This is a genomic window from Legionella brunensis (genome assembly GCF_001467025.1).
Lineage (GTDB): Bacteria > Pseudomonadota > Gammaproteobacteria > Legionellales > Legionellaceae > Tatlockia > Tatlockia brunensis.
This window is the reverse complement of record NZ_LNXV01000003.1, coordinates 102,333-126,883: the sequence shown is the minus strand read 5'-3', so window position 1 is coordinate 126,883 and position 24,551 is coordinate 102,333. Positions and strand designations below refer to the sequence as shown.

The window sequence follows — 24,551 nt, the reverse complement described above, 5'->3', positions numbered from 1 at the left end:
TTTTGCACGATTATAAGGTACATTAATGAACGCTTCGCTGTATGAGATAGCTAATATAGTCAACGGGGTAGTAATTGGTGATGAAACAACTCAAGTCTCTTCATTAGCCCCAATTGATAAAATTATTACCGGCTCTCTAGTTTTTGCCGATGGCAACGACAATTTGCAATTGGCAGAAAACTCTCAAGCAGCGGCTATCCTGGTAAGTGATTCTGTTACGAGCACAGTAAAACCTATTATCCAAGTAACGCACCCTTTTAAAGCATTTATTCAACTGCTGCATTATTTTTATCCAGACAAAAAAGCCACCGCGGGTATTCATCCTACTGCAGTGATTGCTAAGGATGCTATGTTAGGTAACAACATTGCCATCGGCCCTTATGTTACCATCGAGTCAGGAGCCACGATTGGTGATAACTGCGTGCTAAAAAGCCATGTTTATATCGGCGAAAACGTCACCATTGGTACAGATACAATCATCCATCCTCACGTTACTATTTACGAACAATGTCAAATCGGTTCGCGCGTTTCTATTCATGCCTCAACAGTTATTGGTTCAGATGGTTTTGGCTATACTTTTATAGATAATCATCATTTGAAAGTTCCCCATGTTGGAAATGTAATTATTGAAGATGATGTGGAAATTGGTGCTAATTCTGCAATTGATAGAGCAACTTTAGGGGCAACGGTAATCGGTAAAGGTACAAAAATTGATAATTTGGTGCAAATCGCTCACGCCGTAAAGCTGGGTAAACACAATATTCTTTGTGCATTTACTGGCATTGCCGGAAGTACTACTAGCGGTGATAACGTCATTTTTGCAGCAAATGTAGGAGTTAGTGATCATGTTCGCATTGATGATGGAGTTATCCTGGCTGCTCGTGCTGGCGTCCCACCCAAAAAGCATCTGAAACAAGGTAACGTTTATTTAGGTAGCCCTGCTCGTCCCAGAGACAAGGCTATTGAGCAGGAATTATCTGTAACACGTATTCCTTTGATGCGTAAAAATTTGAAAAATTTAAGCGAAAAAGTTGACGAACTCAGTCAACGCTTAGCACAACAAGAGACCGACTAATGACCGCACCGCTGATCCTAATTGATGGTTCTTCCTACTTCTTTCGCGCTTTTCACGCGCTCCCTCCGCTAACCACTTCGAAGGGGCAGCCAACAGGAGCCGTATATGGAGTAGCCAACATGGTTAAGCGATTGATCAAAGATTATAACCCTACGCAAATTGCGGTAATCTTTGATGCTAAAGGAAAAACCTTTAGAGATGAGTGGTATCCAGAATATAAAGCTCATCGAGCTCCCATGCCTGATGACTTAAGTTGTCAATTTCAGCCATTAATGGTTTTATTAGAAGCGATGGGATTACCTCTCCTGATTATCAAAGGTGTTGAAGCAGACGATGTCATTGGCACACTGGCACACTGGGCCACGACACAAGGACAGTCGGTATTGATTTCTACCAGTGACAAGGACATGGCACAACTGGTGAACGAACATGTCACCTTAGTAAATACCATGACCAATCAGGTGCTTGATGTCGAGGGAGTGAAGAATAAATTTGGGGTAAGTCCTGCTCAAATTATTGATTACCTAACGCTCGTCGGTGACAGTGTGGATAACATTCCTGGTGTCACTAAATGTGGTCCTAAAACTGCTGCCAAGTGGTTACAGGAATATCAAACGCTGGATAATTTAATCAATAATGCCACCAATATCGGGGGCAAAATTGGCGAGTACTTACGCGAAAGTTTATCTCATTTACCATTGTCCAAACGCTTGGTAACCATAAAAACTGACGTGAGTTTGCCGCTGACCCTGTCCGATTTAGCTAGCAAGAAAGCAAACCGCGAACGACTTATTGCTTTAACACGCGAAATGGAATTTAAAACCTGGCTAAAAGAACTATTAGGTGAAGAAGAAAACGATATGGCGAACCAGCCACAATCTCTTCTCTCCTCAAGCAATTTTTCTATTATTAATTCAGAAAACCAATTTACCGAGTTTCTGACGCAATTGCATTCTTGTGCTACATTTTGCATGAATATTGAAACGGATAATAGAGCTTCACTCGATGCAGAAATCATTGGCATTGGTCTTGCCATAGAGGAAGACAAACCTGTTTATATTCCTTTTGCTCATAAGGATAACAGCATGCAGTTATCTCGCGAAGGAGTATTGGCGGCTTTAAAACCAATTCTAGAGAATCCGCAAATCAGCAAAATTGGTCACAATTTAAAATACGATTACAATGTATTAAAGAAACATGATATTAATTTAAAAGGAATTGCTTTTGATATTATGCTTGAGTCTTATGTGCTAAACAGTAATGCCAGCAAGCATGATAGAGATTCACTCGCTTTAAAATATTTAGGCCATAAAGTTATCGGTTATGAAGACATTGCTGGTAAGGGTGCAAAACAGTTACCATTTGACCGAATTACCGTAGAGCAGGCAGCCCCCTATGCAGCAGGGGCTGCCGACGTTTCCTTAAAATTGCATAACAAACTTTACTCCTTGCTTGATGAAGGCGTAAGAAAAGTATTGCAGGAAATTGAAATGCCCTTGCTCCCTGTTCTTGCAGAGATGGAATTTAAAGGAGTTCTCATTGATGAAGAAACGCTTGCAAAACATGGGGAACGATTGAAATCGCGAATGATTGAGCTTGAACGAGAGGCAGTTGAACTAGCTGGGAAGACTTTTAATTTAAACTCACCCAAACAACTGCAAGAAATTCTTTTTGATGACTTAAAATTACCTGTGTTTAGCAAAACACCTACAGGCCAACCGTCAACCGCTGAATCGGTTTTACAAGAGTTAGCCTTTGATTATCGCTTACCCGCAGTCATTCTGGAGTACCGCAGTTTAAGTAAATTGGTAAGCACCTACATTGATGCCCTACCTAAATGCATTAATTCAATTACTCATCGCGTACATACCAGTTATAACCAAGCCGTGGCAGCAACTGGTCGATTATCTTCGAGTGAACCTAATCTACAAAATATTCCCATCCGCAACGATGAGGGTCGTTTAATTCGTAAAGCCTTTGTTGCTCCACCAGCACATGTACTTTTAGCGGCAGATTATTCACAGATTGAACTTCGTATTATGGCTCACCTCTCTCAAGATGAAAATTTGCTTAAAGCGTTTACTATGGGATGGGATATTCATGCAGCCACAGCGAGCGAAATTTTTCAGGTTCCACTAGACAAGGTCAGCCATGAACAACGCCGTCGCTCCAAAGCGATTAATTTTGGTTTGATTTATGGCATGTCCGCTTTTGGATTAGCCAAACAATTGGGAATCGAACGACAAGACGCCCAGAATTATATGGACTCTTATTTTAAACGCTACCCTGGGGTTCTTGAATACATGGAGCGCACTCGTCATCAAGCTCATCAGCAGGGTTATGTAGAAACACTTTTTGGCCGTCGTCTTCACTTACCCGAAATTAATACACGCAATATGGTTCGCCAAAAAGCAGCGGAAAGAATGGCAATTAATGCTCCTATGCAAGGCACTGCTGCCGATATTATCAAAAAAGCCATGTTAGCCATTGCCAAATGGCAGACAACCCAACAAATACCCTATTCAAGAATGATCATGCAGGTTCACGACGAACTGGTTTTTGAGGTACATCAAGATTACGTGGATGCAACGACTCACACTATCCGTGAGTTAATGGAACATGCCGTGAAATTATCCGTGCCACTACAAGTTTCAATTGGTATCGGTCATGATTGGGATGAAGCGCATTAGGGTTTTAGCAAGCATAAAACTTAACAGAAACATGCTCTAATTTTTGTATGGTGACGCTATAAATCTCAAAAATTCACGCCGAAGGATTGATGCCTACAAAATTTGAGCGCTTGGTAAAAATAATGAGATACTGAATAAAAAAGTTAGCTAAAAATATTAACAACTCAGCCAGCGCTTTACTGAAATAGATATTAACACCGATATACTGAATCAAGTTCATCACATAAAAAGAAGATATCCCCATTATTGCAACCAAAATAAAGTATTGTATTGCAGACAATAAAACCTTCTTTTGAGATTTAAACGATATCTTTTTGTTGAGAATAAAATTTACCGGTGCAGAAATTAATCTGGCCCCCAAAACCGCCAAGGCCAACTGATTGCATCCCCAAAAGAAAATAGAAAATAAGCTAAAATCAAGCAGAAAAGAAAAAATTGCCACCGAACAAAACCGCAAAAAGATAAAATAAATTCTTAAAGAATCCAGCAGGGGATTAAAATGAGACCCCTTATTGTTATCGATGTAAATCGTTTCAATTGCAAGTTGTTCAATCTGAACATGCTGTTTCTTAGCAACAAAAAACATTTCAAATTCAAACTCATATCGCGTTGTTGACGTCTTGACTAACGCTCTTATTAGCTGTGTAGGAATGCCTCTAAGACCGGTTTGTGTATCTTTGATACGACTTCTAGTGAGAAAATTAAAGAGAAATTTTGTGAGCACATTGCCAACTCTACTGCGTAGAGGAATATCACCCCTGGCAATTTGACGAACTCCCAAATACAACTTTTCAGGTGTCTCATGGAACTTTTTACTTAAATGAATAATATCGCGTACACTATGCTGACCATCCGCATCGGCAGTAATTACTCCAGGAGTTGCCTCAGAAAAAAAAGCTAAGTAGTAATTCATTGCTGTTTTAAGGGCCGCTCCCTTGCCTTGATTTTGCTCATGGTGCAAAACCTTATAGCCCTGCATTTCCAGTTGTTTAAAAATTGTCAATGATTCTGCATGAGACCCGTCATTAACAATGATACATTCCTGCTCACCAAAAAGCTCTTTATGTTCTTTTAATAGCTGAATGAGTCTTTGATCAGGATTGTAAGCAGGAATAATCAATACTGGATAATTTTTAAACGACATAAATAGGATTTCCTGGTTCACGATTTACAAGCTTGACTAGAGACTGTTTATCAATAATCACTTCTATATTTACTTTTTTTGACTCTAAGTAGATTAATAAACCGTATTTACGGATTGATATTTTAACAGAAAATTCCGCCCGGCTAAGCTAGCAAATTTCAAGAAACAGTTCAATCTCATGACTCAAATATTATCATTAGGTGTCGTCCCATAGGACGACAAAACAGTGAACAATAAATAGACTTACTGATAGTGAGGATGTAATTCGATAGGCATTAAATGCTGTAGGCGCTCATAAACTGCGAGAATCTCAGAACAAAAAACTTGAAAATGCTGTCTGTCCTCCCAAAGCTCATAATCAAGTCCTTTACGAAAGGCTTGGGACTTCGCTAATGTTTTAATCATTTGTCTATCTTGATTAGATATCTCTAAATCACTATTGAGTTCAACTAACTCCATTAGCCTTAGCGGTTGATTTATTTTTTTGTGTTCATGAAGAAGATAAGCTTTCAAAGTTAATTCAAAAGCCGTATACATTAATGAGGTAATCGGTGCTAAAGCATCACTAATTTCATGTCTCATTCCAGCAACCTCGGCATTATTATGCAATAAGTGTTGTGCGCAATAAGCATGCTCCGTAGCTATTTTTAATAACTCCAGTGGGGAAAGATTTTTTTTATCCATTATTCTTAAACTCACTCAATTAGTTTTACCGAGTTGTGTTAAAAAGCAACTATCGGCTCCCAAATGGTTATCATATTGGGGTATAATACAACAAACTATTTAAAGCCTGTTTCATCATTCATTTCATATCATGCAGAGCTTCCTCAACAGCCCTTTAAACATTGGCTCCTTACGTTTAACCAATCGCTTAATTCAAGGTCCTTTAGCGGGTTTTAGTTGCGCTCCTTTTCGCAAATTATTTATAAAACACATCGCACCTGCCTACTGTGTCAGCGAAATGACCTCTGCTCACGATGTATTATACAAACATACCCACAATTCACGTTATCTTTTTCGCTCGCCTGAAGAAAAGTTTCTCTGTTATCAGATAGCCGGTGCTGATCCTCAAATCATGGCAACAGCAGCCGCACGTCTTGAGAGCATTGGCGCTGATTTAATTGATGTCAATTGTGGCTGTCCTAAAACCAAAATTCGAAAAAAAGGGGCTGGAAGCGCCCTACTTGAAGAACCTCAACGTCTCATGAAGATTGTTACAGCCATTCGGCAAGCTATCAGCATTCCACTCACAGTGAAAATTCGCATTCACGGTCATGATGCGGATCTAAGTTTAGTAAGGATGTTGGAAGAGGCTGGGATTAATGCTCTTGTTGTGCATGGCAGACATTGGTCAGTCGATTATGACCAACCCTGTGATTTGCAACAAATTGCGCACATAAAACGAGCGGTCACTATCCCTGTCATTGCCAATGGTGACATCTGTGATAGACAAAGTCTTATGCAAACGATTGCGATAACCGGTTGTGATGGCTACATGATTAGTCGGGCAGGGACTGGGAAACCTTGGCTTTATGAAAATCTATTAAGCAATAGTGAAATACACATGGAGGACGATAAACTCAAAGCAACCTTCTTGCATCATGTAACAGACCTTGCAAAACTGGAAAATGATTTCAAAGCAATGCTCCAGAGTAAGTCACTGTTTCGCTATTATTTTAAAAACAGAATTAATGAGGGGCAATTACAAACTTTTTATGCCCTTGATAACCTTGCAGATATTGAACACAGCTTAAAAAAATTAGACTTAGCTCCTTGCTGAAAAATTAGCTAATACAAGTTAAATCCATCTAAATAGGTGGAATTAACTTTACAATAGACTTCTGCGTTATACATGAAATTTAATTTGAAAAATTGTTATGTCAAGACTATTTTTTTAGAATTTATTTAGATATTATGTCAGACCCTACAGGTTTTTTTACGATAACACACCCTGTGGATAATTTTTTCTTCTTCCCTTTCTCATTCTCTAGGCACTCATTTTTTTATTTTCTCATCCCTTGACCCAACTGACTTTAAAGCCAAATTAATCAATTTTATACCAACTTATTTATCCACAAAATCTGTGGATAAAATTGTGCATAGGCTGTCAAACCTAGTGTAAATTAAGCGTGCTAATTGAATGCTCAAGTACTTACCAATCATAGAATGCTGCGCCCGCCATCCACGTTTAAAATTTGACCAGTGATAAAAGGATTTTGTACCAAAGCCAATACTGCTTGCGCAATAAATCCGGGATTTCCGTGACGCTTTAGTGGTGTTTTAGCAATGATTTTTTGTTGTATTTCTGAATTTAGAGTATTGTCATGTTCAGGCCAAACAATAGCTCCAGGAGCTATTGCATTCACACGAATTGCTGGTGCAAATTCTCTAGCTAATGACTTAGTCTGCATCACGAGAGCAGCCTTAGTTTGGCAATAGGCTGAATATTCCTTTAGCGGCTTCTCGGCATGGATATCAACAAGATTAATAATAGCACCTTGCTGCATGGCTAAATAAGGCCGGGCTGCCAAGCTTAAGAAAAAAGGAAGTTTAACATTGATATTGAATAAAGCATCCCAAGCCGCTTCATCAATCATCCTCAAATCAGTACGAGTAAAAATAGAGGCATTATTGACTAACAAATCTAACTGTTGTGCCCAATTTAACGTGGCAGAAATAATCTCATTGGCAGCCTCTGGTCTCGTTAAGTCTTGGCGCACAATGTGAACACTGCCTCTTCGTTGTGCATTTAATGTTTTTGCAAGTACTTCTGCATCCATAAAAGATTGATGACAATGGATAACTACTTTAAAATTAGCTTGGTGCAGTTGGTTAACAATAGCAGCCCCTATTCGTCTTGCAGCGCCAGTGACTAAGGCTACTTTTTCTGCTTGTTTGTTAGCTTGATTCAAGGTATGTTCCCCATTTTTATTAATTTGCCGGCTATGGATCTATTCTCTCTGATACGTGAACAAATTCAACAACAAGGTGATATGCCTTTCGTTGATTTCATGCAACAAGCCCTATATAACCCTCTTTTTGGCTATTATAGTGCTGGCCTACAAAAATTCGGTATGCATGGCGATTTTATTACAGCTCCTGAATTAACACCCCTATTTGGTAAAACGCTTGCTAATCAGTGCCAACAGTTAATGCCCCATATTGAAGCCCCTATTCTCTTTGAATTTGGTGCCGGTTCAGGTCGTCTTTGTGTCGATATCTTACTGCAGCTTGAACATCTAGATTGTCTTCCCCAAGCTTATTACATTTTGGAAGTCAGCAGTAACCTAAGGCAGCGACAACAAGCCTTTATTCAAGAAAAAATTCCCCATCTAAATGCGCGTATAAAATGGCTAGACCGCTGGCCCCAAAAACCATTTAAAGGAATCATTATTGCGAATGAAGTCCTTGACGCTATGCCCGTGCATCGTTTTTTGCAGACAGAGCAAGGATTACTGGAAAGTTATGTATCGTTAAATTCTGACAATGAGTTAGAAGAAACATTTAAACCCTGCACGAATCCGCGACTACTAAAACATGTACAAGAAATTTTACCTAAAGATCTTGTTCCCTATCTCTCAGAAGCCAATCTGTTTATTGACGATTGGATTAAACAATGCGCAGACATGCTTGAACAAGGGGTCATGTTTTTAATTGATTATGGTTTCCCAAGACATGAGTATTATCATGCCGACAGGGGCACAGGTACTTTAATGTGTCATTATCAGCACCGCGCCCACACGAATCCCTTAATTCATCCAGGTGAACAAGATATTACTGCGCATGTTGACTTTACTCATGTCGCAGAAGCAGGACATCATGCGGGCTTTCATATCGCAGGCTATACCAACCAAGCCTCTTTTTTGCTAGCGAATGGTTTGTTAAGCTTGTTAGCAGAACTGGATGATGACGAACCACTTCGCATTAAAGCCCAACAGGCCGCTAAACAACTGCTACAACCTAGCGAAATGGGCGAATTGTTTAAAGTCATTGCCTTAAGCAAGAATATGGAAATACCCTTACTTGGCTTTCAATTGCAGGATAAACGAGCGAGTTTATGATGAAAAAATATTTAACGACGGTGGAACTGCAAAAAGAATCCATGAAATTTTCCGCAGGCCACACTACCATTTTTTCTGCCACTGAGCGTGAACCACTGCATGGCCACATGTATGCTGTCTATTTAGCGCTAACAACCTGGGTTGAAGAAAATGGTATGACCTTTGATTATCGTTATTATAAAGAACGGATTCATAAATTATGTCGTTATTTAAATCAGACATTTCTTATGCCGCAATTCTCCCCTTTTCTACAAATGGCAGAGGACGATGAATATTACTATTTTACTTTTAATAAAAAGAAAATCCCTTTCCTGAAAGAAGATGTAACACTCATGCCTTTGACTAATATTACCGTCGAAGAATTGTCACGTTGGTTTGTACAGGAATTAATTAAAGACACGCAGGAGCTGGACAAGCACCGTATTGAAAAAGTGGTCGTAAAAGTGTTTTCAGCCCCTGGCCAATCTGCTAGCCATGAGTGGCAACGACGATAATGAGTAGACATTTTCTCAGGTTAGTGGGAGTCTAATGGATACTATCTATAAAATTTGCATCCCCAATACTTACCGTGATTTTTTTGACTACCAAACTTCTTCTCAACATCCATGCATTGGTGCACGAGTATGGGTGCCATTTCGCAAACAAACGCGACTAGGCTTTGTCATTGGCAAACAAATGATGCCAATGCACCATGAGCTTAAAATGATCACCTCAATTGTCGATGAAGAGCCTATACTAACGTCAACAATGCTGGATTTATGCCTGTGGGTAGCTCACTATTATCAAACACCCTTGTCAGAAGTCATTCCCTTAGCCCTACCCAAAAACTATCGCTTAGGTAATCCCTGTCAATTACCGCTGAGCGATTATTTCCATCTAATAATGTCTGTTGATGATGCTTACCAATTAGTTGGTGCAAGAGCGCATAAGCAACGTGCTCTAATTGATTTTGTCAAACAACAGAACAAACCTGTTAGCAAAAAAATCTTAACTCAAGAGGGCTTTAGCCACTCGCAATTATCCAATCTTTTAGCGCTAAACATTCTCAATCTAACTCAGGAAATTGAGCTTCCCACTCGGGAAAATAAAACAATAAGCTCACCCTTAGCTTTAAATCATGAACAAGAAGTTGCCGTACAAACAATAGCGAATCATTTAAATGACTATCATTGCTTTTTATTACATGGCATCACAGGAAGCGGAAAAACCGAAGTTTATCTGCAAGTAATCGCACAAGTTTTAGCGCAAGGGAAACAAGTCCTTGTACTAGTGCCTGAAATTGGCCTGACCCCACAATTACTTTCTCGTTTTACTGCACGATTTGCCGAACCCATGGTTGTCATTCATTCCAACCTGAATGAAACTGAACGGCAATTTGCCTGGCAATTGGCAAAAGATAATTGGGTAAAATTAGTGATTGGTACCCGAACCGCTGTCTTCACTCCCATGCCTGCCCTTGGTTTAATTGTTATTGATGAAGAACATGATGCCTCTCTGAAACAAATGGAGGGAGTGCGCTACTCCGCGAGAGATACAGCGTTAATTCGCGCGCATATGATAAAAATCCCTATCATTTTAGGCTCAGCCACCCCAAGTCTTGAAAGTTTGCACAACTGCGAACAGAACAAATATACTCTTTTGCGCTTAAATCAAAGAGCACTAACAACCTCTCCTTTGCACTATCAAATCATTGATATTCGCAATACGCCCTTACAGCAGGGTTTAGCCCCGCAGACATTAAAAATTATTGCAGAACACCTGCAACAGAATAACCAGGTGATGGTTTTTATAAATCGCCGTGGATTTGCGCCGGTGCTACTATGCCACCATTGTGGCTGGATGGCTGACTGTACAGCCTGTGACAGTCATCTTACATTACATCGCCAATTAGGTCGCCTCATCTGTCATCATTGTGGCCGTACTACAAGCATTCCTTCGCGATGTAAAGCTTGTCAAAATACAGAACTACTACCTATTGGTGCAGGCACACAACGCATTCATGAATATTTAAGCCAATATTTCCCTAATACAAAGCTTTTGCGCATTGACCGTGATGAAGTTCAGAAAAAAAATGCCCTTGCCAATCATTTGGAAAGTATTAACCGAGGTGATGCACAATTAATTGTTGGCACACAAATGTTAGCTAAAGGACATCATTTTCCGAGGCTAACCTTGGTGGTTGTTCTTGATACAGATGCTGGTTTTTATAATCAAGATTTTCGTGCTCTTGAGCGTTTAGGACAACTATTAACGCAGGTTTCTGGACGAGCAGGACGTGCAGAGCACCCCGGTCAAGTAGTGATTCAAACTCATTTGCCCCATCACCCCCTTCTTAACTTGCTGATTCAAGAAGGTTATGATTCTTTTGCGCAAAATTTACTGACCTTAAGGAAACAAGCAGAATTCCCTCCTTACCATTTTTTGGCGCTCATTCGCGCTCAAGATAAATCGGCTACTAAAGTATTGCATTTTCTACATACTCTAAAAGAACAATTATTAATGAATGGTGTGACCACTTTAGGACCAGCTCCTGCGCCACTGGCACGCAAAGTAAATCAACACCGCATGCAATTACTCCTTAAATCCCCTTCACGTAAAATGCTGCAAGCACAATTGACGCAACTTAGAGAGTGGTTAACAATAAGAAAATTAAATAACCATGTTCGCTGGAATGTGGACATTGATCCCATGGACTTATCATGACTGAACAAAAAATTGCTGTTCATACAAGAACTTTTTCCATTGAGTGGGGTGATATGGATGCCTTAGGTCATGTTAATAATGGACGTTACTTCGATTATTTTCAGCAATCTCGTATTGAATGGCTAGAGAGTCTTCATTTAGATATGAAACAAACTATCGGTCCTGTTGTCATTCACGTGGGTTGTACCTTTCTAAAGCCTATTGTTTATCCAGCTATCCTCACGTTAGTAAGTAGCATTCATAGTCTTGGAAATACGAGCATTATGATGGATCACGAAATTTACCAAAATCAAACTTTAATGACCCAGGGCACGAGTAAAATTGTCTGGGTTAATTATTTAGAAAATAAATCCATTGCTATCCCTAACACTATACGCAATTTGTTTACTGCAAAATAGCTAAGTTTCACGAGCTTCTTAAGGCAATAAAAGCCAAATAACTTCTGTCTAATAGGACAACTTCACAAAAGACTATGGTATGCTTTTGCGTAAAGCAAAATAGTTTGAGCAATACTCATGACAGAGTTCATTGAACAACAACTAATTTCTCATGCTAGTAGCAATGAATCACTAGAAGCTTGTGTTCAAAACATTAGCAACAGGCTTAGACAAGAAGAGAAACCTATAGAAGTTTTAGAGCAGCAGCTAGGCGTTCTTGCACGACTTCAAGAATTCGATTTTGGACGTTTCCTATTGCAAAATCGTGGTATTAATGGTTATTGGACTCACTATATGGTTACGCACCCACTCCATGGGCGCAAAACTGGCAAAAATAACCGTGAGGAATCTTTTTCAGCTCTAGAGAATTTTATTCTCAATAAAGCGCCAACCATGTTAGCTACGCAAGAGCGTTTTGAAATATTTCTAAGAGAGAACCAAAAAGTCGTTATCAATGGGGCAAAATTGGCCTGTGTCCCCTGTGGGATGATGAGTGAGCTACTTTATCTTCGATTAAATCAAGTTAAAAACATTAGCCTCATTGGTTTTGATTATGATCATCAAGCTTTAAATGATGCAAAAAATCTAGCCAATCAATTTAAGTTATCTCATTGCCTTAAACTTTATCAAGCCGATGCGTGGCACATAGACCTTCATAATGAATTCGATTTAATTTCCAGCAATGGCCTTACTATCTATGAGCCCGATGATGCAAAAGTAACCGCCTTATTTCAAATCTTTTATAACGCCTTAAAGCCAGGTGGAAAGCTAGTCACTAGTTTCTTAACTCCCCCGCCCTCATTAACTGCAAATTGTGAATGGGATATGTCCTTCATTAATCAACAGGATCTGCTACTACAAAAAATGATTTTTGTAGATATTTTAAATGCCAAGTTCCAATGCTATCGCTCAACAGAACAGACCAAAAATCAATTATCCACGATTGGTTATACCAATATTGAATTTTTTTATGATCGAGGGAAGATGTTTCCCACTGTTATTGCCTATAAAAAATAAGCGAGGATACCTCGCTTATTTTAATCTTTTAACGCTCATCACAAACCGTATAGTAGCCGTGACGGTAAGGATTACTGCGTGATCTAAAAACATAATCCCGACATTGTTGGCCATGATCATCGGTATAACGTCTATCTAACCTAAAAGCAAAATCGTTAAAATTCATATCTTGCTGCCACTCTCGTTGTTGACGCGCCTTATCTTCCGCTTCCATGTTATTTAAAAATTTACTAAGCTTGCTAGCATAACCTACAGAGAGAAACATGGCTGCAATTAAAAGAAGAACCATTTTTTTCATACTTCGATCCAAAAAAACCCAATTCGGACAACATTAAACCATGTTTTTAAAAAAATTACAAAATCGTGGGCTGATCTTTGTTGAAATGGTTGTCATCCTCTAGCCTGGTGAGGGACTCCCTTGCGAGTATTAAGGAGGCTAAATAAAATTAATCTATTAGAAGAAAAAATAATAGAATCAGAAAGGAATAAATTATGGCAGGAAGAATATCCAAATTATCCATCGTACTTTTCTTTTTAAGCTCCGTCCTTTATTTAGGACTCTTGCCATTTATTCAGTACCCTCTTACTAGCTTCATAAAACCCATTCCCATTTTTTTATTAATGGTCATTGCTCTACAATCGAACGTTAATATAACTACAAAAAAATTGCTAATCACGGCATTAATATTTTCGTTATTGGGTGATATCAGTCTAACGATTCCAGGAGATATGACACTTAAAATAGGTATCCTTTTTTTTATGCTAGCGCATTGTGCCTACATCACCCTGTATTTCAAAGATGGGCAATTTCAACTAAAACGACTAGTCTATTTTCTTCCTGTATTAGCATTCATCGTTTTAAGCTATTACTACATGCTACCTTATCTTGGGAAAATGACTATTCCCGTTACAGTCTATCTTTGTTTCCTCACTTTTATGGTTTTCAGTGCATTTCTGGTTATTCAACATCCCTTGCTAATCATTAGCGGCGCTTGCTTATTTTTAGTATCTGATTTTATCTTTGCCTTAATGCAATTTGTATTTTCTGAAAATAAATACAGCAATATTCTTATTATGCTCAGTTATTATTTCGCACAATTTCTATTGGTAGCAGGATTGATTCAACGGCAAACTATTACCACAACAGTTTTTTCAAAACTTTACCATGTAGAGAAGTAAGGTTCTACAGGGCCTAGTGTAGCGAGATTGTTAGACAATTTCCTAAAAATCAATCGTTCTTCTCAAAGTTTGTTATTATTTTTATATTAAGGTACTTGCATGAGGATAATTTTCAATGAACTTCCCGGGCATTACAAAATCTCAAATCGAAAATAAGCTTATAGCCGAGTCATATAAGAATTTTTATGTTTTAATTATTGCTGATTTTTTTGCAAGCCTCATCTTTGTCGCATTGATCTGGAATCCAGTAAATAACAAATTTTTGGTAATAATATGGATGTTATTGATGTTTGTTTTCAATCATGTGCTAAGAGGTTTGTTTTTATTTCATTATTATCGTCGAAAAAAACAGGATGGTTTATTTCATCCAACTTTCTGGAAAAAATATTTTATAGTGAATAACCTGCAATCGGGTATTTTATGGACTTTAGGAGGGTTGCTGTTTCTCTATGTAGATGATCCTCTGCACCGCATAGCAATTTTTGTCTATCTCATTGGTTTGCTTGCAGCGCCTGCAGCTAAATTGTTAACAATGCATAGCGCTTACATCGCTTTTATGATACCAATTTGGTTGCTCTTGATTTTTTTATCAGTATCTATTACTCCTTCACTGTCATTTACCTTGCTTATGGCGACATTGCTTTATGTGGCTGTAGTGATCTATGGAATGAGAGATGCCAATCAATTTTTAATGAGATCAATTTATCTCGAAATATATAGTTCAAATCTTTTATCTGATTTAAGACGCAGCGAAGAGAGTTTTCGCAATACTATTGAAAATGCACCCATTGGCATGGCCATTGTCTCCCCTAAAGGAAAATGCATCCACGCCAATCGTACACTGCAAGAGATTTTAGGTTACAGTGATGAAGAGTTGCGTAACCAAAATATGTTGGAAATTACTTATCTTGATGACGTGCCTATGACTCAAGATGCGATGAATAAACTCCTTCAAGGTGAATTACGAATTTCCCATATGGAAAAACGTTTTGTTCGAAAAGATGGTAGTATAATCTGGGGAATGGTCAGTGCGAGCCTAATACGTGATGAGCAGGGAGAACCAATTAATTTTATTATACAAATGAAGGACGTAAGTGATCGCATTCAAAATGAAGAAAAAATGCGACAGTTGAATGAAAAAACGATGGAAACTTTAAATGAATTGAAATTATTGGAACATGATGAAAGTTTATTAAATAAACTAAATCGCTCACTACAAATCTGCATTACAGCAGAAGAAGCTTATCCACGAATCAATTTAATTGCCCAAGATTTATTTCCTGACTTAAGTGGCGGTTTATCAATTTACAATAAAACAATCAATCAAATGGAAACAGTAGTCGTGTGGGGAAGAGAACAATTATTACCAAACATATTTCTTCCTATAGACTGCTTTTCAATCCGTGAGGCAACCACCCATGTGGTTGATGATCCCAATAAATCAGTGCCTTGTTCCCATTATAAAACCTCTCCTCAAGGAGGATATATGGCGTTACCACTTATGGTACAAAATGAATTGATAGGTGTTATCCACCTGTTAGCGCCGAAAGATAAAAAATTAACACAACACCAACAAGACATGGCTAATTCTTTTGGGAATATTGTTAAGCTTGCCATTGCCAATATTAATCTGCGCGTGTCATTGAGCGAGTTGTCATTACATGACCCATTAACTAATTTATATAATCGACGTTATTTAAATGATATTTTATCACGGGAATTAATTCGAATTGCTCGGGAAAAAGGGACATTATGTGTAGCGATGTTGGATATCGATAATTTCAAGAAATTTAATGATAATTACAGCCATTTAGCGGGAGATGAGTTACTCAAAGCGATAGGAAAATTATTAAACGACAGTTTCCGTGAAAGTGACATTTCCGTACGTTTCGGTGGAGAAGAATTTGTTGTCGTATTGTTAAATACGACATTAAACAATGCCATGAATAAGATGGAAGAGCTTCGTGAAAAGATAAAAAATATATCAATATATTTTAAAGGCAATCCGTTAACTAACATTACCATTTCAATTGGGGTAGCAGAAGCAATAAAACATGGTGCTTCCATTGAAGAGATAATCAAGTCTGCTGATCATGCTCTTTACGCGGCAAAGCAGGCGGGTAAAGATAATGTAAAAGCCTATGGTCCATAACTCATGATTATCTCATTTAGAAGCTATCCGGAAAGCCTCTACTAGTATCACAAGAGTAAATACTCCAGCCATTACAACTAATGGATGAACAACTCCTATGATCTTGGGACGCTTATATTTTTTTCAGCAAGTATAAGGGTCATTCAACACCCTTTTTAATATTTAAAGTTAGAGGGCGTATGCCGTTCAGCTTCTGCCATTTTGCTTCGTGAAATATAAGCATCCTTTCGGTCACCACTTCTCCAATTTGGATTGTTATACTCTTGTCTAAATTTTCCAAGCAGCTGTGCATTGCTATAACCCTGTTTCTTCAGATAACTTGCCCGTGGATCTTCCTTTAGCTGACGACGAACATGCGTCTCCTGCTTCTCGATATATGCTGACCGCGAACTTGAAATGCCCATAGCTATCTCCTAAATTATAATTTAAAAACAATATGTTATTTTATATTACATCTTTTTGCTATTAGTATTTCACAATTAAAATCCCCTCATTTGTAAATAATCAGAACTGGCTTTTTCGGAATGCAAATTTGTGCATACCTCACTTTGTTACCTATGCCATGATGATTAATCCGCAAACTAGCGCCTTCTCTCGAGAAGTAATTTTTTTAGGCACTAAACCCGGCAAAAATCATTTAAAATAGAAAATAATAAATCAAAAAGAACAATTTTTACTCGAAATTAATATGTTCTTAAGTTTCTTTTTGTATTATTTGATGTAATTTTATACAGATAGTAACTTATCATGAGGAATACCCGCGGCATATCCTTAAAAAAGCAATGTTTTCGCATTGAACGAAAACTGGAAAGAATTAAAGCGAAACTCGGAGATGGAGATACAAAATACTTTTCTGATAAAGAACGTAAACGACACCAATTATTCTTTAATGGTAATAAATTTATCACTCAAGGTGAGGTAGCCCATGGCACCTATATGTTCGTTCGTACTCTGGATAATTTAATTATTGTTTCATCGGATGGATCTCTTCATCATTCCTATTTGGCCAATGGTAAAAAGGTTTCCTCTGTAGGATATTTCATCTTTGAATATGGGAAACTTAAATGCGTCAGTAATGAAAGCGGGCATTACACACCAACTAATGAAGAGATGCTTCCTGATCTTCTTTTTTATTATGAACTTGCAAAGAATCCTGAGCTAATCTATGAAGACCATTCATCCTTCCCAGAAAAGAACAAAATTTATCAATATAAAATAGCTGATATTCTTAATGTAACTTCTAAAGAAGAGGATAGCAACACGTGCTTTCAACATTTGCAACCTCAGGAAGTTATTTGGGACAAGCAATCCAATTATGGAAGGCAATTAAAGGTAGGAATCGAGAACAGGTATTCTTCTTTTTGTGAAACCAAAACACCTTACACTTTTTTTTCATATGAGAGAAACAGCAACCCAGTTTCCTCTCGCGTAACAACAGTTTCTTTAGGTTATCAACAAGATGAAGAAATAATGTCCTCTGGGTATCAACGAGATGAGGACATTTTTTCTTTATAGCCAGCCTGTTTTTATTCCTATAAATTTAAACAGCAATGGGCGCTTTGATTGTTGGGTGTGCCTGATAGTTGAGGAATTCAAAATCGGCAAACTCATACTCAAAAAGTGATGCAGGCTTACGCTTAATTTCTAACTGGGGCAATGGTAATGGTGTTCGTTCGAGTTGGGTGCGAGCTTGTACCAAGTGATTGGAATACAAATGGCAATCGCCGCCAGTCCAAATAAAATCACCCACATCGAGATTACATTGTTGCGCCACCATATGCGTCAAGAGAGCATAGGATGCGATATTAAAAGGAACACCCAAAAACACATCGGCTGAGCGTTGGTATAATTGGCAAGACAAGCGCTTATCGGCGACATAAAATTGAAACAAAGCATGGCAAGGCATCAAGGCCATTTTATCTAGCTCTCCAACATTCCAGGCACTAACTAATAAGCGCCGTGAATCCGGATTAGCTTTAATTTGCTGTAGTACCTCTGAGAGTTGGTCAATCGAGCGACCATCCACTGTTGGCCAAGAACGCCATTGACGTCCATAGACGGGACCGAGGTCACCAGCGCTGTCAGCCCATTCGTCCCAAATGGTTACACCATTTTCATTGAGATAAGCAATGTTGGTATCACCTCGCAAAAACCATAGTAATTCATGAATAATGCTGCGGGTATGCAGTTTTTTTGTCGTGACTAAAGGAAATCCTTCATCTAACTTGAAACGCATTTGATAACCAAAAACAGAAAGCGTACCTGTCCCTGTTCTGTCAGTTTTCTCAGCGCCATGTTCAAGGATATGCTCTAACAGTTTTAAATATGCTCTCATCGTTTAGCCCACCATAACCATAATCCAGCTATCAGCATTGGAATAGATAATAATTGTCCCATAGTAAGCCAATTAAAGGCAACAAATCCAAGCTGAACATCAGGTTGTCGGAAACACTCAGCAATCAATCGGCAAACCGCATAACCTATTAAAAATACCGCCGAAACACATCCTGCCGGCCGAGGCTTTGCAGCATACCACCAGACAACAATAAATAAGAGAACCCCCTCCAATCCCATTTCATATAATTGAGAAGGATGACGTGGCTCACCATCTGAGTTTGGAAATACCATAGCCCAGGGAACGTCCGAAACTCGCCCCCACAATTCACCGTTAATAAAATTTCCAGCACGGCCTGCCGCCAATCCTAAAGGAACTAAGGGGGCAATAAAGTCACCCACTTCTAGAAAAGGCTTTTTTACTTTACGGGAAAATAACCATAGAGCCACCGCAACACCCAGCAATCCCCCATGAAAGGACATGCCTCCTTCCCATAATTTAAACAATATCCAGGGCTTGGTAAACAATAGCTCTGTATTGTAGAAAAGCATATATCCCACTCTTCCGCCAATAATGACACCCAAAGCCGCATAAAAAATTAAATCGCCTATTTGCTCAGCAGTCCAATCCAAATGGTAATGATGCGCCCGCCAACGTGCTAAACCCCAGGCGCTAAGAAAACCAAAAAGATACATTAAACCATACCAATGTACTTTAAGGGGACCTATTGAAAAGGCCACCGGGTCTATCTCAGGGAATATTAACATCCAATAACCTCAAGCTAATTTTAAATGAGTAAATTGATTGCCGACAAAAATAAAATAATAATAAAGCCATACTTCAATTGTTTAACTGGGACAATATAAGTCATCCTTGCTCCTACAGGGGCAAAAACACTGCTTAAGACAGCTAAACAAATTACTGCAGGCCAGTAAACATAACCCGTACTATAAACAGGCAACTGACTCTCTTGACTACCAGCAATTATAAAAGTCAGTGCACCTAATAGTGCTACAGTCATGGTACACAAGGTTGAAAGAGGAATAATTTTACGTAACTCCAAGCCGCAATAACTAAGATAGGGGATAATTAAAGTTCCACCGCCAATGCCTAATAAACCAGAATTCAAACCAATTAAAAAACTAATGGCTCTGGTACTCCATAATTTTGGTGATTTTTGCGCGGGTGTAACATGAATATTGAGTAACATTTTGATTGCTATCCCTAGCAAAAATAGTCCTAATAATATTTTGAGCCAGTTGGTTGGTAGTTGATTGGCTAATAAAGCACCCCCAATCGTCCCAAGCACAATCCCTGGGCACAATCGCTTATAGACATCCCATAAGATACCATTAGCTTTAGCATGGGCTCGTAAAGAGGATTGCGTTGTAAAAACCATGACAGCCAGGGATGTTCCTGCTGCCATATGCATAATTAACTCTGGCGGAAAAGCAGGGTTTCTATAAAAAATAAATAGCAAAGAAGGGACAACAATGATACCGCCACCAATCCCTAGAATTCCAGATATTAAACCGGCAAAAGTTCCGGCCAAAGCATAGATGCCACCACTTAGCGCCAGAGCCGATAAAATCACGATTTTCCTGCTCTGATTAAACCACCCAATCCCTCTTCTTCCAAGGCTTTTTGCAAATACACTCTGATTTCAGCAGGATGCTCCAGTTCTAAAACATCTGCCAAAACTTTACGTGCATTTGCCAGAGAAATATTTCGAATTACCCATTTAACGCGTGGTAAGCTTGTGGAGTTCATACTTAAGGTATCAAACCCCATAGCTAGAAGAAGTATCACCGCAAGAGGATCACTTGCCATCTCACCACAGATACTCACTTCAACACCTGCAGCATGACCACCTTCTACAACTTTCATTAAAGTTCTTAGCATAGCGGGGTGAAATGCATCATAAAGACCAGCTACCCGTGCATTATTACGATCTACTGCCAATAAATATTGCGTTAGATCATTGCTGCCGACTGAAATAAAATCGACGCGCCTCGCTAACTCACGAGCAAGATACACAGCGGCAGGAACCTCTATCATAACGCCTAGTCTTGGCTTCTCAATCAAGCAACCCTCTTCCAGTAATTCTTTAAATGCTTGCTCAAGCAAGAAAGCTGCTTCTTCCACTTCGCTTAAAGTAGTGACCATAGGCAGCATAATGCGTAAATTATTCAACTCTTCACTTGCACGCATCATGGCACGCACTTGCATTAAGAACACCTCTGGGTGATCAAGTGTTACGCGTATTCCTCGCCAACCCAAATAAGGATTATCTTCTTCCACAGGAAAATAGGGCAATATTTTATCGCCACCAATATCCAAAGTGCGCATGGTCACAAAGCGCGGTGCGAAAGCTTTCAGGATCTGGCGATAAATAATGTATTGCTCATCCTCTGAAGGAAAACGATCGCGGCTCATAAACGGGACTTCCGAACGATAAAGTCCAACCCCTTCTGCCCCCACACTTAACGACAAGCCTGCATCCATAGCAAGGCCTGTGTTGACTTGTAAAGATACGCGATAATTATCAAGAGTTTCTGCGGGCTTATCTCGTAAACTTACCAAGCTTTGATTAAGTTCATCTTCTTCTTGGGCTAACTTTTTGAATTCAGCAAGTACCGTTCTTGAGGGGGAAATATAGACATGGCCGTAATAACCATCAACGATCACTGCCCGACGTGTGAGATGTTCAACTTTAAGGCCTCGAACTCCCATTACTGTGGGTACGCCCAAGGCTCGGGCCAAGATAGCCACATGAGAATTATTAGCGCCCTTTGCCGAAACAACCGCTGCTAAATGTCCCTCAGGAACTTCTGCTAACGCTGAAGCTGTGATTTCCTCACCAATGAGAATGGTGCGTCGCGGGTAAATAATCTCTTCACGCTGTGACAGTTGTAACTCAGCTAAAACTCTACGCCCTAGATCACGAAAATCACTCGCACGCTCACGCAGATAATCATCTTCGACACTCTCAAATTGCTGAACGTGTTTTTTAATGACTGTTGATAAGGCAGCTTGAGCACTCAGTTTTTCCTCACGAATGACTGCCTCTACTTCAGCACCCAAACTGTCCTTATCAAGAATACGTAGATAAACGTCAAATAAGGCATGCTCATCTTCAGCGACTGTCGATTTCATCCGTCGGCTTAGGCGCTGCATATCTTCGCGCGCAGCTTGCAAGGCTTCTAAGAAGATAGCAATTTCTTTTTCGATATCTTCCACCGTATGTCTTGGAACGGAATCAATATCCGCAGGAGGATAAATAACAACGGCCGTACCTATACCAACACCTGGAACACTACCAACGCCTGTAAGAGCCGTTGAAGTCACTTCTAACTTATTTGCGCCTAAAGGCTTTGGTTGAGTAAGTAGACCTAGTTCCCCAGTCGCTTCTGCGTGAGCAATAATGCCGCCTAACTGCGCTGCCAAAGTGATTAAGAATGCCTCTTCCGCATCGTCAAAACAACTTTCTTCAGCACGTTGTGCGGTAAGAACACCATAGAGTTTACGGTGTTGAATAATAGGCACACCCAAGAAGCCCTTTAAGTGCTCTTCACCCAACAAGGGATTTTCATAAAAATCAGGATGCGAGGGTGCATCTTCAATATTAATAGGTTCCTCACGGCGACCTATTAAACCAATTATGCCATGATCAAGACCTACGCGAACTCTAAATTCAGCTTGCTTATTGAGGCCATCGGTAGCTATCAGGACATATTCAGCGTGTTTGTTATCGATGAGATAAACGGAAACTGATTCAGCATCAACAGCTTTGCGCACTCGCTGCACCAAAATTGCCAATGCCTCATTTAAGTGATTTGCCGTAGTTACATCTTGTACAATTCGCTTTAATATTTTTAACATTTATCGACTATGATTACCTCGCTTACGACGGGCACCAAAAGGGGTGCGCCGCCTTTTTAACAGGTGCTCTAATTCTTTCATGGCCTGAGAATAAACTTGTCTTTTAAAAAAAATAACCTGTTCTTGTGGTTCGTGGTAATCAATCCAACGCCAACTATCAAACTCAGGTGAATCACTTAAATCCAAACGAATCTTTTGTTCTGAGGTGACTAATTTTAACAAATACCATTTTTGTTTCTGGCCGATAACCAAAGGCTCGCTGCCGTGACGAAGGTATTGTTTAGGTAAGCGATATTTCAGCCAACGTTTGGTTGAACCCAGAACTTCAATATCCTCTCTATCCAAACCAACTTCTTCCCGCAGCTCACGAAACATCGCTTCCAGTGCTGTTTCGCCTGTAGCAAGACCACCTTGAGGAAATTGCCAAGCATCATGCCCTTGGCGTCTACCCCAAAAAACTCGACCCGACCCGTTCACCAGAATAATACCGACATTTAAACGGTATCCGGCGCGATCAATAACCATAGTACACTGCTTAAGCTAAACTTTTAATACCTTGATTTTTCCATAAACTGCAAGAGCTTGGCAATTAAATCTATACTTTAATTTGTAAATTCCTTTCCTTCAAATTGCAGATTATCACTCGGTGTACTGGCTTTTGACCCCAAGAGCGCCAACATTCCCCAATAATAAGTATTTTTTAGCGCGAACATACCTCTTTCCGGTGCTTCAGTAAGCGAGATTTTTTTACGACTGGCCTCCATTCTTAAACAGCTTAGACATTCATTAATTACTTTATAGCCTTTTGCTAATAATTCTGTTTTAAGGAGGGGCAGGCGATCAGTTGTCATGGCATGAAACTCAGAGAGCTCTCTCTTTAATTCACTACACTCAGAATTGACAGTCAATATCCCCTGAAAAGACGAACTGTATTTGCCCAAGTAAAAATGATTTGCCAAATCTTTTAGCATTGCCCGCCATTGATCGAAGAAAATAAATGTTAACAGGGACGTGTTTGGAAATTGTTTGCAACCTTCTTGCAACAACGCTGCTCCATCCTCAAATAATTGCGTAAGCCTGGAAGTCTGATAAGCAATTTTTTCCTCAAATTGGGGAGTAAACGTATCAATATTTGCTGTTAAGTCATTAAGCGTACGTTTGATTGCTTTGCCGTTGCGCCATAAATCAATGAGCGGTGTTGAATCTTCGGGTTTAGTCAATTGTACCGTCAAATTTTCTGCTGCAAAAATTGCTTCCTGGTGTGTTTGTACATTTAAACAAACATCATTTGTAATCAAATAATAGGATTCACAGATACCGAGGCACACCCTATAAATGCTTAACGCATGGGCAAATTGCCGCATATAAGTTTGTCCTTTTGGCGTATACGGGTTTTCCTGAGAAAAAATATAGCCACTACCATGACGGATAAAGGGTAATTGACTACCCAAAATATTGGCATCCAAGGCATCTACCAAACTAGGCATTATTTGGCTTTTGACTTTGATTGCTTCTGCCTTGCTAACCAATGTCTGCTCATCAACCAAACAAGCTTTTAATGACTCGGATATTTCATCGAAATCAAAAATTTCTTGCCCTTTGTCAGGTCGTTCTATGAGCGAGTCAGTTAACTTGGCATTAAAAAAATAAGTAGTGAATTTTTGCCTAACGTCTATCGTTGCCTGAGAATAATAGGCTACTCGTTTTTGCATTTGAACGGATACTTTATCAACCTCTTCCTGTAATGCCTTTAATTCCTTCTTGCCCATATTTACTCCTTAAATCCTTCCTGAATTTAATTTCTACAGTGCGATATTAACCTTGTCAAGGCGCTTATTATTTTTTGCAAAGGTTCATTACTTGATTCCACAGTTTA

Annotated in this window: 22 protein-coding genes; 11 read left to right on the top strand and 11 right to left on the bottom strand. The window is 39.2% G+C overall.

The window, feature by feature from the left end; translation table 11 throughout:
* The first annotated feature begins 25 nt into the window (after positions 1–25).
* Positions 26–1,075 (top strand): UDP-3-O-(3-hydroxymyristoyl)glucosamine N-acyltransferase, encoded by a 1,050-nt coding sequence (lpxD, locus tag Lbru_RS00960; protein ID WP_058440307.1) that lies wholly within the window; start codon positions 26–28, stop codon positions 1,073–1,075.
* Complete coding sequence (gene polA / locus Lbru_RS00955) at positions 1,075–3,765, top strand: DNA polymerase I (RefSeq protein ID WP_058440306.1); 2,691 nt, start codon at positions 1,075–1,077, stop codon at positions 3,763–3,765. The genes lpxD and polA overlap by 1 nt, the downstream gene beginning before the upstream one ends.
* A 73-nt stretch (positions 3,766–3,838) precedes the next feature.
* Here the strand turns inward: polA and Lbru_RS00950 are convergent, their stop codons facing one another.
* Both Lbru_RS00950 and Lbru_RS00945 read right to left on the bottom strand, forming a co-directional pair.
* Positions 3,839–4,909: a bifunctional glycosyltransferase family 2/GtrA family protein gene (locus Lbru_RS00950; protein WP_058440305.1), complete on the bottom strand. Its 1,071-nt coding sequence runs from the start codon at positions 4,907–4,909 to the stop codon at positions 3,839–3,841.
* A gap of 243 nt (positions 4,910–5,152) precedes the next feature.
* A complete protein-coding gene (locus tag Lbru_RS00945; RefSeq protein WP_058440304.1) occupies positions 5,153–5,593 on the bottom strand; it encodes a hypothetical protein in 441 nt (146 codons plus the stop codon).
* 130 nt (positions 5,594–5,723) lie between these two features.
* Between Lbru_RS00945 and Lbru_RS00940 the strand changes: the two genes are divergently transcribed.
* Entirely contained in the window at positions 5,724–6,689 is a 966-nt protein-coding gene (locus tag Lbru_RS00940) for a tRNA dihydrouridine synthase (RefSeq protein ID WP_058440303.1), read from the top strand.
* A 379-nt stretch (positions 6,690–7,068) separates the two neighbouring features.
* Here Lbru_RS00940 and Lbru_RS00935 read toward each other — a convergent pair whose 3' ends face one another.
* Positions 7,069–7,821: a pteridine reductase gene (locus Lbru_RS00935; RefSeq protein WP_058440302.1), complete on the bottom strand. Its 753-nt coding sequence runs from the start codon at positions 7,819–7,821 to the stop codon at positions 7,069–7,071.
* 33 nt (positions 7,822–7,854) lie between these two features.
* Between Lbru_RS00935 and Lbru_RS00930 the strand changes: the two genes are divergently transcribed.
* From Lbru_RS00930 to Lbru_RS00910, 5 genes are all read left to right on the top strand, one after another.
* On the top strand, positions 7,855–8,970 hold the full coding sequence (locus Lbru_RS00930; RefSeq protein ID WP_058440436.1) for a class I SAM-dependent methyltransferase: 1,116 nt from the start codon (positions 7,855–7,857) through the stop codon (positions 8,968–8,970).
* Positions 8,970–9,464: a 6-pyruvoyl trahydropterin synthase family protein gene (locus tag Lbru_RS00925; protein WP_058440301.1), complete on the top strand. Its 495-nt coding sequence runs from the start codon at positions 8,970–8,972 to the stop codon at positions 9,462–9,464. Before Lbru_RS00930 ends, Lbru_RS00925 begins: the two co-directional genes overlap by 1 nt.
* A 34-nt stretch (positions 9,465–9,498) precedes the next feature.
* Positions 9,499–11,673 (top strand): primosomal protein N', encoded by a 2,175-nt coding sequence (locus Lbru_RS00920; RefSeq protein WP_058440300.1) that lies wholly within the window; start codon positions 9,499–9,501, stop codon positions 11,671–11,673.
* Positions 11,670–12,071: an acyl-CoA thioesterase gene (locus Lbru_RS00915; protein ID WP_058440299.1), complete on the top strand. Its 402-nt coding sequence runs from the start codon at positions 11,670–11,672 to the stop codon at positions 12,069–12,071. Before Lbru_RS00920 ends, Lbru_RS00915 begins: the two co-directional genes overlap by 4 nt.
* Positions 12,072–12,188: 117 nt before the next feature.
* Positions 12,189–13,127: an SAM-dependent methyltransferase gene (locus Lbru_RS00910; RefSeq protein WP_058440298.1), complete on the top strand. Its 939-nt coding sequence runs from the start codon at positions 12,189–12,191 to the stop codon at positions 13,125–13,127.
* A 28-nt stretch (positions 13,128–13,155) separates the two neighbouring features.
* Here the strand turns inward: Lbru_RS00910 and Lbru_RS00905 are convergent, their stop codons facing one another.
* Positions 13,156–13,425 carry a hypothetical protein gene (locus Lbru_RS00905; protein ID WP_058440297.1) on the bottom strand — a complete coding sequence of 90 codons (270 nt, stop codon included), beginning with the start codon at positions 13,423–13,425 and terminating at the stop codon, positions 13,156–13,158.
* 194 nt (positions 13,426–13,619) lie between these two features.
* Between Lbru_RS00905 and Lbru_RS00900 the strand changes: the two genes are divergently transcribed.
* Both Lbru_RS00900 and Lbru_RS00895 read left to right on the top strand, forming a co-directional pair.
* Positions 13,620–14,306, top strand: coding sequence for a lysoplasmalogenase (locus Lbru_RS00900; protein ID WP_058440296.1), 687 nt, complete (start codon positions 13,620–13,622; stop codon positions 14,304–14,306).
* Between the two features lie 286 nt (positions 14,307–14,592).
* Complete coding sequence (locus Lbru_RS00895) at positions 14,593–16,458, top strand: GGDEF domain-containing protein (RefSeq protein ID WP_238583797.1); 1,866 nt, start codon at positions 14,593–14,595, stop codon at positions 16,456–16,458.
* A 155-nt stretch (positions 16,459–16,613) separates the two neighbouring features.
* On the opposite strand, the gene Lbru_RS00890 is transcribed toward Lbru_RS00895, so the two are convergent.
* Entirely contained in the window at positions 16,614–16,862 is a 249-nt protein-coding gene (locus tag Lbru_RS00890; RefSeq protein ID WP_058440294.1) for a hypothetical protein, read from the bottom strand.
* Positions 16,863–17,205: 343 nt separating this feature from the next.
* Here Lbru_RS00890 and Lbru_RS00885 point away from each other — a divergent pair, with 343 nt between their 5' ends.
* Entirely contained in the window at positions 17,206–17,973 is a 768-nt protein-coding gene (locus Lbru_RS00885) for a hypothetical protein (protein WP_058440293.1), read from the top strand.
* A 25-nt stretch (positions 17,974–17,998) separates the two neighbouring features.
* On the opposite strand, the gene thyA is transcribed toward Lbru_RS00885, so the two are convergent.
* The 6 genes from thyA to Lbru_RS00855 form a co-directional block, all read right to left on the bottom strand.
* Positions 17,999–18,793 carry a thymidylate synthase gene (gene thyA, locus Lbru_RS00880; RefSeq protein WP_058440292.1) on the bottom strand — a complete coding sequence of 265 codons (795 nt, stop codon included), beginning with the start codon at positions 18,791–18,793 and terminating at the stop codon, positions 17,999–18,001.
* On the bottom strand, positions 18,790–19,560 hold the full coding sequence (lgt, locus tag Lbru_RS00875; protein WP_058440291.1) for a prolipoprotein diacylglyceryl transferase: 771 nt from the start codon (positions 19,558–19,560) through the stop codon (positions 18,790–18,792). The genes thyA and lgt overlap by 4 nt, the downstream gene beginning before the upstream one ends.
* A 20-nt stretch (positions 19,561–19,580) precedes the next feature.
* Positions 19,581–20,387 (bottom strand): sulfite exporter TauE/SafE family protein, encoded by an 807-nt coding sequence (locus tag Lbru_RS00870; protein WP_058440290.1) that lies wholly within the window; start codon positions 20,385–20,387, stop codon positions 19,581–19,583.
* On the bottom strand, positions 20,384–22,675 hold the full coding sequence (gene ptsP / locus Lbru_RS00865) for a phosphoenolpyruvate--protein phosphotransferase (RefSeq protein ID WP_058440289.1): 2,292 nt from the start codon (positions 22,673–22,675) through the stop codon (positions 20,384–20,386). The genes Lbru_RS00870 and ptsP overlap by 4 nt, the downstream gene beginning before the upstream one ends.
* Positions 22,676–23,200: an RNA pyrophosphohydrolase gene (locus tag Lbru_RS00860; RefSeq protein WP_058440288.1), complete on the bottom strand. Its 525-nt coding sequence runs from the start codon at positions 23,198–23,200 to the stop codon at positions 22,676–22,678.
* Between the two features lie 77 nt (positions 23,201–23,277).
* Complete coding sequence (locus Lbru_RS00855; RefSeq protein ID WP_058440287.1) at positions 23,278–24,444, bottom strand: hypothetical protein; 1,167 nt, start codon at positions 24,442–24,444, stop codon at positions 23,278–23,280.
* Positions 24,445–24,551 lie beyond the last annotated feature (107 nt).

What these genes read in the sequence shown, in the direction of transcription:
- Lbru_RS00890 (WP_058440294.1), bottom strand. Translation starts at nt 16,862, where the DNA reads ATGGGCATTTCAAGTTCGCGGTCAGCATATATCGAGAAGCAGGAGACG.
- lpxD (WP_058440307.1), top strand. Translation starts at nt 26, where the DNA reads ATGAACGCTTCGCTGTATGAGATAGCTAATATAGTCAACGGGGTAGTA.
- Lbru_RS00910 (WP_058440298.1), top strand. Translation starts at nt 12,189, where the DNA reads ATGACAGAGTTCATTGAACAACAACTAATTTCTCATGCTAGTAGCAAT.
- Lbru_RS00920 (WP_058440300.1), top strand. Translation starts at nt 9,499, where the DNA reads ATGGATACTATCTATAAAATTTGCATCCCCAATACTTACCGTGATTTT.
- Lbru_RS00855 (WP_058440287.1), bottom strand. Translation starts at nt 24,444, where the DNA reads ATGGGCAAGAAGGAATTAAAGGCATTACAGGAAGAGGTTGATAAAGTA.
- Lbru_RS00925 (WP_058440301.1), top strand. Translation starts at nt 8,970, where the DNA reads ATGAAAAAATATTTAACGACGGTGGAACTGCAAAAAGAATCCATGAAA.
- lgt (WP_058440291.1), bottom strand. Translation starts at nt 19,560, where the DNA reads ATGTTAATATTCCCTGAGATAGACCCGGTGGCCTTTTCAATAGGTCCC.
- Lbru_RS00895 (WP_238583797.1), top strand. Translation starts at nt 14,593, where the DNA reads ATGTTTGTTTTCAATCATGTGCTAAGAGGTTTGTTTTTATTTCATTAT.
- ptsP (WP_058440289.1), bottom strand. Translation starts at nt 22,675, where the DNA reads ATGTTAAAAATATTAAAGCGAATTGTACAAGATGTAACTACGGCAAAT.
- polA (WP_058440306.1), top strand. Translation starts at nt 1,075, where the DNA reads ATGACCGCACCGCTGATCCTAATTGATGGTTCTTCCTACTTCTTTCGC.
- thyA (WP_058440292.1), bottom strand. Translation starts at nt 18,793, where the DNA reads ATGAGAGCATATTTAAAACTGTTAGAGCATATCCTTGAACATGGCGCT.
- Lbru_RS00905 (WP_058440297.1), bottom strand. Translation starts at nt 13,425, where the DNA reads ATGAAAAAAATGGTTCTTCTTTTAATTGCAGCCATGTTTCTCTCTGTA.
- Lbru_RS00915 (WP_058440299.1), top strand. Translation starts at nt 11,670, where the DNA reads ATGACTGAACAAAAAATTGCTGTTCATACAAGAACTTTTTCCATTGAG.
- Lbru_RS00945 (WP_058440304.1), bottom strand. Translation starts at nt 5,593, where the DNA reads ATGGATAAAAAAAATCTTTCCCCACTGGAGTTATTAAAAATAGCTACG.
- Lbru_RS00860 (WP_058440288.1), bottom strand. Translation starts at nt 23,200, where the DNA reads ATGGTTATTGATCGCGCCGGATACCGTTTAAATGTCGGTATTATTCTG.
- Lbru_RS00900 (WP_058440296.1), top strand. Translation starts at nt 13,620, where the DNA reads ATGGCAGGAAGAATATCCAAATTATCCATCGTACTTTTCTTTTTAAGC.
- Lbru_RS00930 (WP_058440436.1), top strand. Translation starts at nt 7,855, where the DNA reads ATGGATCTATTCTCTCTGATACGTGAACAAATTCAACAACAAGGTGAT.
- Lbru_RS00940 (WP_058440303.1), top strand. Translation starts at nt 5,724, where the DNA reads ATGCAGAGCTTCCTCAACAGCCCTTTAAACATTGGCTCCTTACGTTTA.
- Lbru_RS00885 (WP_058440293.1), top strand. Translation starts at nt 17,206, where the DNA reads ATGAGGAATACCCGCGGCATATCCTTAAAAAAGCAATGTTTTCGCATT.
- Lbru_RS00950 (WP_058440305.1), bottom strand. Translation starts at nt 4,909, where the DNA reads ATGTCGTTTAAAAATTATCCAGTATTGATTATTCCTGCTTACAATCCT.